At 68.7% G+C, this 12,096-nt stretch carries 13 protein-coding genes; 6 read left to right on the plus strand and 7 right to left on the minus strand.

Annotated features, from left to right (window positions below; translation table 11 throughout):
• Positions 1 to 14: 14 nt before the first annotated feature.
• Both WEE69_02155 and WEE69_02160 read left to right on the plus strand, forming a co-directional pair.
• A complete protein-coding gene (locus WEE69_02155) occupies positions 15 to 365 on the plus strand; it encodes a WhiB family transcriptional regulator (protein ID MEX1144092.1) in 351 nt (116 codons plus the stop codon).
• A 5-nt stretch (positions 366 to 370) separates the two neighbouring features.
• Complete coding sequence (locus WEE69_02160) at positions 371 to 685, plus strand: STAS domain-containing protein (protein MEX1144093.1); 315 nt, start codon at positions 371 to 373, stop codon at positions 683 to 685.
• Here the strand turns inward: WEE69_02160 and WEE69_02165 are convergent.
• The 4 genes from WEE69_02165 to WEE69_02180 all read right to left on the minus strand — a co-directional run bounded on the left by WEE69_02165 (position 624) and on the right by WEE69_02180 (position 3,811).
• Positions 624 to 1,253 (minus strand): alpha-ketoglutarate-dependent dioxygenase AlkB, encoded by a 630-nt coding sequence (locus tag WEE69_02165; protein MEX1144094.1) that lies wholly within the window; start codon positions 1,251 to 1,253, stop codon positions 624 to 626. The two genes, WEE69_02160 and WEE69_02165, sit on opposite strands and share 62 nt — an antisense overlap.
• A 28-nt stretch (positions 1,254 to 1,281) precedes the next feature.
• Positions 1,282 to 2,286: an NADPH:quinone oxidoreductase family protein gene (locus WEE69_02170; GenBank protein MEX1144095.1), complete on the minus strand. Its 1,005-nt coding sequence runs from the start codon at positions 2,284 to 2,286 to the stop codon at positions 1,282 to 1,284.
• A 79-nt stretch (positions 2,287 to 2,365) separates the two neighbouring features.
• Complete coding sequence (locus tag WEE69_02175; GenBank protein MEX1144096.1) at positions 2,366 to 3,547, minus strand: amidohydrolase family protein; 1,182 nt, start codon at positions 3,545 to 3,547, stop codon at positions 2,366 to 2,368.
• A 15-nt stretch (positions 3,548 to 3,562) separates the two neighbouring features.
• A complete protein-coding gene (locus WEE69_02180) occupies positions 3,563 to 3,811 on the minus strand; it encodes a hypothetical protein (GenBank protein ID MEX1144097.1) in 249 nt (82 codons plus the stop codon).
• 342 nt (positions 3,812 to 4,153) lie between these two features.
• Here WEE69_02180 and WEE69_02185 point away from each other — a divergent pair, with 342 nt between their 5' ends.
• Entirely contained in the window at positions 4,154 to 5,233 is a 1,080-nt protein-coding gene (locus WEE69_02185; GenBank protein ID MEX1144098.1) for a phosphotransferase, read from the plus strand.
• Here the strand turns inward: WEE69_02185 and WEE69_02190 are convergent.
• The gene (locus WEE69_02190) at positions 5,202 to 6,284 is read right to left on the minus strand and encodes an alkaline phosphatase family protein (protein ID MEX1144099.1); all 1,083 of its coding nucleotides are present in this window, start codon (positions 6,282 to 6,284) and stop codon (positions 5,202 to 5,204) included. The genes WEE69_02185 and WEE69_02190 overlap by 32 nt on opposite strands.
• Before the next feature lie 89 nt (positions 6,285 to 6,373).
• On the opposite strand from WEE69_02190, the gene WEE69_02195 reads away from it, so the two are divergent.
• On the plus strand, positions 6,374 to 7,591 hold the full coding sequence (locus tag WEE69_02195) for a cytochrome P450 (GenBank protein MEX1144100.1): 1,218 nt from the start codon (positions 6,374 to 6,376) through the stop codon (positions 7,589 to 7,591).
• Positions 7,588 to 8,952, plus strand: coding sequence for an NAD(P)/FAD-dependent oxidoreductase (locus tag WEE69_02200; protein ID MEX1144101.1), 1,365 nt, complete (start codon positions 7,588 to 7,590; stop codon positions 8,950 to 8,952). Before WEE69_02195 ends, WEE69_02200 begins: the two co-directional genes overlap by 4 nt.
• 53 nt (positions 8,953 to 9,005) lie before the next feature.
• On the opposite strand, the gene WEE69_02205 is transcribed toward WEE69_02200, so the two are convergent.
• Positions 9,006 to 10,364 (minus strand): hypothetical protein, encoded by a 1,359-nt coding sequence (locus WEE69_02205; GenBank protein ID MEX1144102.1) that lies wholly within the window; start codon positions 10,362 to 10,364, stop codon positions 9,006 to 9,008.
• 113 nt (positions 10,365 to 10,477) lie between these two features.
• Here WEE69_02205 and WEE69_02210 point away from each other — a divergent pair, with 113 nt between their 5' ends.
• Positions 10,478 to 10,855: a cupin domain-containing protein gene (locus WEE69_02210; GenBank protein MEX1144103.1), complete on the plus strand. Its 378-nt coding sequence runs from the start codon at positions 10,478 to 10,480 to the stop codon at positions 10,853 to 10,855.
• Positions 10,856 to 10,863: 8 nt separating this feature from the next.
• On the opposite strand, the gene WEE69_02215 is transcribed toward WEE69_02210, so the two are convergent.
• Entirely contained in the window at positions 10,864 to 12,087 is a 1,224-nt protein-coding gene (locus tag WEE69_02215; protein MEX1144104.1) for a CoA transferase, read from the minus strand.
• Between the last annotated feature and the right edge of the window lie 9 nt (positions 12,088 to 12,096).

Here is a 12,096-nt window from a genome sequence, read left to right on the forward strand (position 1 = left end):
GGTACCTAACCTACGTGCCCACCGCAACGCAGGTTCGGGGCCGCCGGGCATTTGCCGGGGCGCTCCGGTGGACCCAGCTGGCCCTGTGCCGAGGTCAGACCGAGCTCTTCTTCCCCCCGTTCCACGAACGCCCTGAGCGGCGGGCGAGGCGGGAGCACCAGGCGCGCGCCGTCTGCGCCGCGTGTCCCGTGCTCGAGCCATGCCGAGGGTGGGCGCGCGAGAACCACGAGTACGGCTTCTGGGGCGGCGAGAGCGAAGAGGAGCGCGCCGAAGCCGGGTATCGCGCGGCGATCTCTGGCGGCGAACAGATCGACTGGTCAGCGGCCGAGTGGACCGGCGCCGTGCCGGTTCGTCAGGCGGTGTGACGGCGATGGCGGCGCTGTCCGTGGACTCCATGCAGCGCGCGTCGTCGCGTGCGCAGGTGATCGGCAGGGTCGGCAGAGACAACGCCGAATGGCTGCTCGGGCTGCTCCGCGAGCTCGAAGGTGACGTCACGCTCGACTGTCGGCACTCGTCGTTCGTGGACTCGGCTGCCTTGATGGTGCTCGTCGATTTCGACGAGTTCCTGCGAAGTCGGGGCAACAGCTTGACGATCTGCGGTGTGCCCGACGGCGCTGCCGCGGCTATCCCGACGGCGGCGTCGGTGATCGCCCGTGGTTCTTCGCCCACCGCAGCGTCAAGCTGATTCGCGGGCCCGCGTGCACGACCTTCGGCACGCCGTGCTCCCACGCCAGCTGACACCGACCACCCATCACGAGCAGGTCGCCCGAGCCAGGTCGTAGGTCGCGCGAGCGGCCGCCTCCGAGAGGGCGAACGAGGAACGGGCGAGTTGCGCCGAGCGTCACGATCGCGATGAGCGTGTTGTCGAGTCGTCGCAGCTCGCGATCTCGATGGAACGCCACGCTGTCGCTGCCGTCGCGGTAGTAGTTGAGCCCGAAGCCGCCGAGCTCCACGTCGTAGTGCTCGGTCAGTGCGGCGCGGATCTGACCGAATGCGTCGTGCGGGAGCTCGTGCTCGCGGCGATACCACCGCGAGAGTCGGGGGTCGTCGACCATGCGGTCGTACATCCACCGCCGGCCGTGTCTCCAGTCGACGCAATCCACCAACGCGTCGAGCAGTGTGTCGGCCCCGTGAAGCCACGCGCGCGCGAGGTCGATCCACGAGCCGGCACCGAGATCGATGCGCTCGATCGCGGCCGAGTCGTCGACGCGAGGCTCGGTTGCGCCGAGGAGCGTGCCCTGGAGAGCGACCACCCGGTGAGCCTATCGAACGTGCGTTCGATCAGCCAGACTTCTCCTCCGTCTGATCAGTCAGCTCGGGCTCGACCAGCACCTTGCCCGTCGCCCGGCGCTCACCGACCTCGCGCAGCGCCTCGGCGGCCTGCTCGAGCGGATACGCGCTCGAGATGTGCGGGTGGATGCGCCCGGCGGCGAAGTGGGCGAGCAGCTCCTCGCGATCGCGCCGAGCGGCCTCGGGTGCCTTCTGGGCGAAGCTGAGGAACTCGAACCCCATGATGACCATCCCCTTGAGCAGCACCAGGTTCAGCGGGATGCGCGGGATCTCGCCCGAGGCGAACCCCACGGTCACGAACCGGCCGCCGAAGCGCGTGGAGCGCAGCGCCTGCTCGGCGTACGGGCCGCCGACCGGGTCGATGACCACGTCGGCGCCGCCATCGGTGAGCTCACGCAGGCGGGTCTTGAGGTCTTCGGTGTCGTAGTTCACGACCGCGTCGGCGCCGCGTTCGCGGCAGACGCGCAGCTTGTCATCCGACGAGGCTGCTGCGAGCACCTTCGCTCCGAGCAGCCGCGCCACCTCGACCGACGCGAGCCCGACGCCGCCGGCCGCGCCCAGCACGGCCACCCACTCGCCGGGCTGTACGTCGGCGACGCTGCGAAGGGAGTGGTACGCGGTGAAGTAGACGACACCGAACGCCGCCGCCGCGCGCAGATCGACGCCATCGGGCACCGGCGAGAGCGACGTGGCCGGCATCGCGATCTGCTCGGCGAACGCGCCCATCAGGCCGGTCCCCATGACCCGGTCGCCCACCGAGACGTCTCGCACGTCGCTGCCGACCGCGCTCACTTCGCCCGCGAACTCGCTCCCCGGCGTGAACGGGACCGGAGCGGAGATCTGGTACAGGTCCTGGACCAGCAGCACGTCGGGGAAGTTGACCGCGGCCGCGTGCACGTCGACGAGCGCGTCGTTCGGACCGAGCGCGGGCGCGGGCACGTCTTCGACCACGAGGTTTTCGAGCGGCCCGTACGCGTTGCACCTCAGTGCCCTCATCGCGCTCTCACACCGATGGTTTTGGCGTCGCTGACTGTCGGTATGCGACAGCTCTCGACGCCAAAAAGCGAGGGGTTGGTCAACGACCGTTGAGGTGGTACAGGTCGACTGCGTTGCCGCAGATCATCTTGTACTTCTCGTCCTCGGGCACGCCGCCCATCGACTCCTCGATGATGCGCCGGCTGTACGGCCAGTCGTGCCGGTGGTGCGGGTAGTCGGTCGACCACATCATGTTGTCGATCCCGATCCAGTGCCTCACCGCCACCGCGAACGGCTCGCGGATGAAGGTGACCTTCCAGTTCCGCCGGAAGTATTCGCTCGGCAGCGTCTTGAGACCTGAGCCGGTCCACGTGCGGTTGCGCCACCAGTGGTCGTCCATGTGCTCGAGGAAGTTCGGGACCCAGCCGGCGCCCACCTCCGCGGCGACCATCTGGAGGCCGGGGAAGCGGTCGAACATCTCCGAGTAGATGAGCTTGGAGATCCAGTCGGATGCACCGGCGACCGCGCCACCCATCGTCTTGAGGTCCGGCAGGCGCGTCAGGAACTCCGGCACGCGCGGGCCGTCGGCCGATCGAGCCTCGCCCTTCTGGCGTCCACCAGCGAGACCGAAGCCCACGTGGATGTGGATCGGCATCTGCTCTTCCTCGGCGGCGGCCCAGTAGGGGTCGTCGTCGTCCGAGACGTCGGGGTTGCCCGACGGCCACGCCGACAGGATCATGCCGCGGTACCCGAGCTTCTTCGCCTCGCGCAGCTTCGCGACGGACGTGGCCACGTCGACGCACGGAGTCTGGTACAGACCGATGAGCCGGGCCGGGTCGTTGGCCATGAACTCGTCGTGCATCCATTGGTTGTACGCGTCCACGCCAGCGAGGTGGTACTCATCGTCGGGCTGACCCATGAAGGTATTCATCGTGCGCTGCGACGGGTAGAGCACCTCGGCGTCCACCCCGTCGATGTCCTGCTCCTCGAGACGCGCCTTGCCGTCGAACGCGCCGGCGCGGATGTTGTCGTACGACGAGCCGTACCACTCGAGATCCTCGTAGCGCTTGCCCCACTCACCGGCGTTCGTCACGAGGCCGATGGCCATCGGCGGCGCGCCGGGCACGAGCTCCCACGCATCGCCACCCTTCGGGTCCTTCACGAGCTTGGGCATGATGTCGTGGAACTTCTTCGGGAGGTACTTCTCCCACATGTCCGGCGACTCCAGCGCGTGCCCGTCGGTGGAGACGACCTTGTAGTCGATGGTCTTGGCTGTCGCCATCGTGGAACCTCCAGCTCAATCCGCGGGGACGTCGGTCAGCGTGACGAACCCATTGTTGAATGCTTCCACATCGTCGGCCGGATCTTCGAGGGTCGAGTCGCAATGAACCGCCTCCGCTTGGAGTACGGCGTTGACGTCGTCGCCGGCGGTGGCGATTGGCACTTCCACCACGCCACGCGCCTCTGCCGGCACGACCACGGTGACCTTCACCTTTGGTTGGTCGAGGAGCCCTTCGACGATCGCGTCGATGCCCTCCGCGTGCACGCCGTCGTCGTTGGGCGAGCGCGGCGACGACCAAGCGGCGTTGCGGCATCGGTGCTCCTGAATCGGCGGCGGGCGATTCTCGCATAGGACGCTGACGCCGGCCGAGGCCCTACCTGCTGGGTTGGAGCGGAGTTGGCTACAGGGTGCTGCAGGCCGGCGTGGACGTCACGTGCCGTCACTCGCCGTGTAGTTGATCGTGAAGCCGTTCGTGGCGACGGGCGCGCTCCGGAGGAACCTCGCCGTGACCATTGCGGCGATGTTCGCTTCCACGGCCTGGCCTGATGGCGATCTTTCGAGGACGGGCCAGGGCGCATGAATCCTGCCGGCGCATACGCTGCGCCGATGTTGGACCCGGCGATCCCCGTCGATGTCGACGACGTCACGCCCGAGTGGCTGGGTGCCGCGCTCGGAGCGGGTGTGACCGGGGTCGAGGTCCTCGATCGCCACTCCGGCACCACCGGACGCGCCCGGGTGGGCGTGACGTACGCGGCCGGTGATGACGGCGCGTTCCCGCCGTCGCTCTTCGTGAAGCTCCCGCCGTTCGACGAAGCGCAGCGCAAGTTCGTGGACATGGCCGGGCTCGGCGTGGCCGAGGCGCTCTTCTACCGTGACCTCGCGCAGGAGATCGTGCTGCGCATCCCTGCTGTGCACTACGCGGCCGTCGACGATGACGGGCGCTACGTGATGGTGATCGAAGACCTCGCGGCGGTCGGTTGCCGCTTCCCGCGTCCCGGCGACGACGACGTGGCCGAATGGGGTGGCTCGCTCGTCGAAGAGCTCGCACGGCTGCACGCGCCGTTCTGGGACAGCCCGCGCCTGCAACAGGGAGGCGACCTCGTGTGGGTCACGAACGGCGGGCGAACCGGTCGCAACGTGCCCAAGGGCAGTGGCGGTGGCTACATCGGTCTCGCGCTCGAGCAGTTCGGCGACGAGATGGGGAGCGCGTTTCGCCGCCTCGCCGAGCTCTACATGGCGAATGCGGCTCGGATCATGGAAGACGTGCTGGACGAGGGAACGCCGACGCTGATCCACGGCGACCCGCACCTCGGCAACCTGTTCATTGACGGCACGAAGGTCGGCTTCCTGGACTGGGCGATGCTCGACCGTCGCACCGGGATGCGCGACGTGTCGTACGTGCTCTGCAACTCGATCCCGGCGGAGATCCGGCGCGGGCACGAGAAGGAATGGGTCGCGCGCTACCTCGCCACACTTGCCGAGGGCGGCGTTGTCCTCGACGCCGACACGGCGTGGGAGCAGTACCGGTTGTACGCGACCTACTCGTGGGTGTCGGCCACGTCCACGGCGGCCGTCGGCAACCGGTGGCAGGCGGCGAAGATCGGCCAGGGCGGCATGCGTCGCGCAACCGCGTCGATCGAGGACCTCGATACCGTCACGATCCTCGAAGACCGCTTAGGGGTGTGAACCCGAGCAATGCCGCGATGGTCGGTGCCCACGAGCGGGCGTCGAAGCCGCCGACCGTCACTCGGGAGTCGATGTCATGCACCGCTGGGTGCGAGCCGAGGACGGCGCCGAGCTGGAGTGCGGAGCGCGGGCTGCCGTGCATGCCGGGTTCGCTGCCGACGCCGGTGAAGCACATCCAGCGTCCGGGCTCGGCCCACGCGATGCGAACTCCGGGCGACAACACCCGCCATCCGTCGACGCCGGGCGCGTCCCGCAGCACGCGGTCCGCGTCGGGATGGTCGCCGTAGACGAGTGCGGCCGTGCCCTCGGGGAACCACTCGAGTCCCGTGCCGTCGAGCGCGTCGGTGAGGTCGACCGGCTCGTCGATCGTCACGGGCTCCATGGAGTGGTCGCTCACCACGATCGTGACCGTGTCAGCCGCACGCGCTTCGATCGCGGCGCGGATCTCCGCCAACGACGCGTCCACAGCGCGGTACACGTCGCGGGCGCCACGCGCGTCTGGACCGTGCACATGGCCGGCGGTGTCGGGACTGTTGAGATGGGCCACCACCAGGTCGGCGTCGCCCGCGAGCGCTCCGAGGATCTGCGGGAGCGTGACCGTGTCGTCGAGGTAGCCGTGCGCGTCGAGCGCCACGCCATCGGGGACCACGCCGTTGTGCGGCCAGTGCTCGCTCGCGCCGCGACCACCCATCACACCGACGAGCTCCTGGTCGCCGACCACGAGCGCGGAGCGGCGGTCGGCCGCGGTCGCGGCTTCGAACAGGGTGGGCCCGCTCGGCCCGAGCTGCGCCGCGGGCCGGAACCGGCCGTCGTCACCGCGCACGTGGTTGCCGACGATCCCGTGCCGCGCCGGCTCCACCCCGGTGGCGAACGTCGCGTGGTTGGCGTACGTGCTCGCTGGCAGGACGGCCTCGACCGTTCGCGGCGCCGTGCCGGACGCGCCCGCCCACTCCAACAACGTGGGGGTGAGGTCGGCCCCGACCACCGCCGGCGGCAACCCGTCCAGCACGAGGAACACCACTCGGGTGGGCAGCTCGGAGCGCGGCGTCATCAATACGGTCGATTCCGCTCCGGCGTCCCGGCCATCCGGCCACGCCTCCGCTTCATCTCCATGACTTCGCAGGCTAGAACGGTCGGCGAATGGCGCTGACCCGTGAGCACATCGACCTCTACAGCCCGGATGGCTACGTCGACGCGCCGCCGCACGAGGTGTTCGCGTACCTGCGGCGCGAGTGCCCGGTGTTCCGCCAGGAGATGCCCGATGGCACCTGGTACTGGGCGGTTCTGAAGCACGCCGACGTCGTGGAGGTGTCGCGTAGCCCGCTCGTGTTCTCGGCCGAGGTGGGCGGCGTGGTCCTCGAGGACCAGCCGCCCGAACAGCTCGAGCAGACCAAGAACATGCTGTTGATGATGGATCCGCCTCGCCACAGCGAGCTGCGCAAGAACGTGTATCCGCATTTCCGGCCGCGCCAGATCGGCCAGCTCGAGGAGCGGATCCGCACGATCTGCCGCGACCTGGTGGCCAAGGGCCTGGAGGCGGGCGAGGTCGAGTTCGTGCACGACCTCGCGGCGCTCGTGCCGTCGGAGGTCTTCGGCGAGATGATGGGCATCCCGCCCGAGGACCGGCCTCAGATCAACCGGTGGGCCGAGATGATGACCGGGGGCCAAGACCCCGAGGTGAATCCCGGCGGCTATGCAGCGGAGAGCGGCAACGACGGCTCGGTGAGCATGGCGATGTACGGGATGGAGTTCGCCAAGGCGCGACGCGGCCGAGACCGTGACGACCTCGGCGACCTGCTCCTCGCGACCGAGGTGAACGGGCAGCCGATGACCGATCTCGAGTTCGGGTACTTCTTCGTCCAGCTCGTCACCGCCGGCAACGACACGACCCGCACGATGATCTCGTCAGGACTGCTCGCGCTGCTCGAGCATCCCGACCAGCTCGAACGGCTGCGCGCCGACCGCTCGCTCGTCCCGTCTGCGCTCGAGGAGATCCTGCGCTACGCGAACCCCCTCCATTACTTCCGTCGCACCGCGACGGCCGACGCCACCGTGCGGGGTCAGGAGATCAAGACGGGCGAGAAGCTCGCAATGATCTACACGTCGGCGAACCGCGACGAGGACGTGTTCGATGCGCCGGACAGCTTCGACATCGGGCGGACCCCGAACACCCAGTTGTCGTTCGGCATCGGCGAGCACTACTGCCTCGGTGTGCATCTCGCGCGGCTCGAAGGTCGCGTGTGGCTCGAGGAGCTGCTCGACAGCGGCGCCACGGTCGAGCTCATCGGAGAGCCGCGCCGGCAACGCTCGAACCTCAACAACGCGCTGAAGTCGCTGCCGGTTCGCCTGCGCAGGTGAGCGAACGCGTCGACGCGGTCGTGCTCGGTTTGGGCGTGGGGGGCGAACGGGTCGGTGGTCGCTTGGCCGAGGCCGGTTGGTCCGTCGTCGGGATCGAGCGTGACCTCGTCGGCGGCGAGTGTCCCTACTGGGGCTGCATTCCCACGAAGATGATCGTGCGCGCCGCCAACCTGCTCGCCGAAGGCCGGCGCATCCCTGGCGTGGCGGGCACGAGCACGGTCACACCCGATTGGTCGCCGGTCGCGGCACGCATCCGGTCGGAAGCCACCGACAGCTGGGACGACCGCGTGGCGGTCGAACGATTCGAGCACCAGGGCGGCCGATTCGTCCGGGGTGCGGGGCGCTTCGAAGCGCCGAACGTAGTGACCGTCGGTGACCAGACCTTCGAGGCGACCCGAGCCGTCGTGATCGCGACCGGCTCCGCCGCGGTGATCCCTCCGATCCCCGGGATCGCCGACGTGGAGCCCTGGACGAACCGCGAGGCCGTCATGACCGAGACGTTGCCCGCGTCGCTCGTCGTCCTCGGTGGCGGCGCGATCGGGCTCGAGCTCGCGCAGGCGTTTGCGCGCTTTGGTGTTGCGGTCACGGTGGTCGAGGGAGAGCACCGGCTGCTCGGACGCGAAGAGCCCGAGGTCTGCGACCTCATCAACGAGGTGCTCGCCAAGGAGGGACTCGAGCTGCGGACTGGCGTCTCCGCCGATGCGGTCCGGCGCGCTGACGGGCAGACCGTGGTGGAGCTCTCGGACGGCACCGAGGTCTCCGGTGAGCGGCTGCTGGTGGCGACCGGTCGGCGGGCCGATCTGGCGGCGTTTGGCGCGAGCAAGGCCGGGCTCGACGAGTCGGCGCACTTCGCCGAGGTCGATGACCACCTGCGCGCGGGAGAAGGTATCTGGGCCGTCGGCGACGTCACCGGCAAGGGCATGTTCACCCATATCGCCGTGTACCAGGCCGACATCGCGGTTGCCGACATGCTCGGCGAAGATCACGCGCCTGCCGACTACCACGCACTTCCGCGCGTGACGTTCACCGACCCCGAGGTCGGCTCGGTCGGCCTGAGTGAAGCCGACGCGCGTCGCGCGGGCATCCGCGTGCGCGCCGGGACCGCATCCGTCCCCTCATCGGCGCGTGGTTGGATGCACAAGGTCGGCAACGAGGGCGTGATCAAGCTGGTCGAGGACGCTGACCGTGGCGTGCTCGTAGGCGCGACGTCGGCCGGACCGTGGGGCGGCGAAGTGCTCGGCCTGCTCGCGCTCGCCGTGCAAGCGAAGATCCCGACCCAAGACCTCCGCGGGATGATCTACGCCTACCCCACCTTCCACAGAGGCATCGAAGACGCACTGAGAGATCTCGCCAGCGCTTGAACCGCTTTGGCGTCGCAACTGTCGGATACCGACAGCTATCGACGCCAAAACCTTCAGAATTGGGGGAGCCAGGGTTTGGTGGCCTCGAGGAGCTCGTCGGTCATCGACACGACGTCGTCGTACGGGAGGGAGCCGGCGACCGGGTCGGCGAGCATGGCTTCGAGCACCTTCGTGCGATCGCCGGTCACGGCGGCCTCGACGGTGAGCTCTTCCGCGGCAGCCACGCGGCGGAGCTGCTCGCCGAGCACGGACGGCACCTGCACCTGGTCGCGCGGCCGAACCTTCCCGCCTTCGGCCATCCCGATGCTCTCCACGATCACGTCGTGCGCGAGGTTCTCGACCTGGCCCTGGTTCGGCAGGTTCACGGGCAGCGGGAGCGGGACGCCCGTGATCAGCGAGTCGATGAGCTCGGCGACGAGCTCACCTGACGGAAAGGTCGTGATCTCGTCGTTGGCGAGCAGCCCGTCGACGTACGCGTCGTCGTCCTCTTTGTCGGCCATGTGGCCGTCCAGCCCGTAGTGGAAGACGTCCACGTCTTGGAAGCCGGCGAAGAACTCGACGACGTGCACGTCTGACGATCCCGGCATCACGCCGAAGCGGCGGAACAGCTCGAGCTTGACGGCGTTGCCCGCGATCACGTCGGCCTTCGTCCATTCGGGGCCGTCGGAGACCTTGCGGTAGTGCATGCCGGCGGGCGGCGTCATCCACACGGGCTCACGCTGCTTGTCTTCGTCGTCGCACAGCTCCCGGAGCTGTGCGAAGCCATCCTCCTTGCCGCCTTTCCCCAACCGCATCTCGGTGACGAGGGGGAGGTGGTTCACGCCGGCGACGACGGGATCGACGGCGCGCAGGTCGGTGTCGAGCAGCAGGCTCATCACGAACTTGCAGCCGACCATCTCGTTGCACAGCCCGACCGTCTGCACGCCGGTCTCGCGGGTGACGGATCGGCAGAGCGCGGAGAGCGGGTTGGTCACGTTGAGCAGCAGCGCGTCGGGGACGCGGCGCTCGATGGCGCGTGCGATGTCGAGCAGCACCGGCACGCTGCGCAGCGCCCGAGAGATTCCGCCTGGCCCCACACTGTCGCCGACCGTCTGGTCAACGCCGTACTTGGACGGGATGTCGAGGTCGTGCTTCATGCTGGCGAAGCCACCGACGGAGAACGCGGTGATCACGAAGTCGGCGTCGTCGATCGCGGCGTCGAGATCCGTGGTCGCGGTCACCGAGAGCCCGATGCCGGGCCGGTTCTGCTTGATGTGTGCCGCAACGTCGAGCATGCGCGGCAGAGCAGACTCGCTGAGGTCCATGAGCACCACGTCGGCGTCGTGGAGTGACGGCGTGTTGGCGAAGTCGCACAGCAACCGCGGCGTCCAGTGCGTGCTCCCCCCACCAATGATCGTGATCCGCGGCGTCACCTTCGGAGCCTACGCAGCGCCCAAGGCGAGCGTCCGTGGCGCAGGTATCCTGCGCCGCAGCGAGCCGGGGCCCGAGCGGCCCGGCCCACAAGGCCAGGAGCGGGAATTTGGACGTGAGGTCGATCGAAGACGTGGCGCCGGTCGTCGAGCACAACGGGACGGTTCCGGTGTGGTGGCTCGTGAACCCGCGCGAGATGAAGGACATCACCGACGGCGGGTACCTCGAGCTGGCCAACGAGTTCGAGGTGAAGGGCGGCGAGCAGGTCTTCCCGCACACGCATCCGACGCACGAGTTCTATTACGTCACCTCGGGCCGCGGCATGATGACGATCGACGGCGAAGAGCGTGAGGTCTCACAAGGAGACTTGATCTACATCCCGCCCGACAAGGTGCACAGCCTGCGCCCGATCAGTGACCACGCGCCGATCCACTGCTTCTGCTTCGCCGTCGGGTGCAAGGACGCCGGCGAGATCGACTACGCGACGCACTAGCTCCGGAACTAGCCGAGAGCGCCGGATTCTCTGAGCGACGCGACGCGCGCTTCGTCGTAGCCGAGCACCCGGGCGAGCACGTCGTCGGTGTGCTCACCGACGGTCGGCGCGTGCTCGGGCACCGGTTGCTCGTCGTCGATCACCTTGATCGGGATGGGGAGCTCGTCCGCGCCGAGGCGGTCTTGGGAGATCCAGGGCAGGCGCGCTTGAAACTGCGGATCGGCGGCGATCGTCTTGGGTGTGTTGACCGGCGCGATCGGCGTGTTGACCTCGTTCGAGAACGCGATCCACTCGTCGCTCGTCTTGGTCTTGAAGATGTCGCGCAGCTCGCCTTGGAGCTCGCGGTTGTTGCGTGCGTGGTCGGCGTACTGCTCTCCCGGCCAACGCTCGAACAGATCGGCTCGCCCGACGCCGCGACAGAAGTTCTCCCAGAACTCGCGTTCTGACGCCATGAACAGCACATGGCCGTCGGCGGTGTCGTAGATCTGGTACCGGACCCCCTCGCGCATCCCGGCGGTGCCGGGCGCGCGCCGCTCGAAGTTGTCGGTCGGGTTGCCCGTGACCTCTGACTCCGGCCGCTCGTACGCCCGCCACGTCTCGCTCCGGTACCAGTCCATGTACGCCGCGGCGTCGGACTGCGCGATCTCCATCCGACAGCCCTCGCCCGTCGCCCGGGCGCGCACGATGCCGGCCAGGATGCCGAACGCGCCGAACAACGGGCCCGCATGAATCCCCATCGACGGGTGCTCAGGCATGTAACAGAAGCCCTCGTCGTCGTACGCGGGCTCCACGAGCCCGGCCCACGTGTCGTACGCGATGCCGTGACTCGGCATGTCCTTGTAGGGGCCGGTCATGCCGTAGCCCGAGATCGTGCAGAACACGATGCGGGGGTTGACCTCGCGCAGGCGCTCGTACCCGAGCCCGCGCTTCTCGAGCGCTCCCGGCCGCATCGCCTCGACCACTGCGTCGGCGCTGCGCACGAGGTCGAGGTACACCTCGACCGCTTCGGGGGTGCGCAGGTCGAGCGCGAGGCTGTGCTTGCCCCGGTTGATGTGGAGGTGCATCAGCGAGACGCCCTCCACGATCGGCCACGTCATCCGGCGCACGTAGTCGCCCTGAGGCGGCTCGACCTTGATCACCTCGGCGCCGAGATCGGCAAGGTGCAACGTGATCGCGGCCGGCCCGAGCAGCGAGCTCTCGATGACCCGGACGCCCCCCAGCAGTCCTGTCATGCGCGGTCG

The sequence above is a fragment of the Acidimicrobiia bacterium genome (genome assembly GCA_040881685.1).
Lineage (GTDB): Bacteria > Actinomycetota > Acidimicrobiia > IMCC26256 > PALSA-555 > SHVJ01.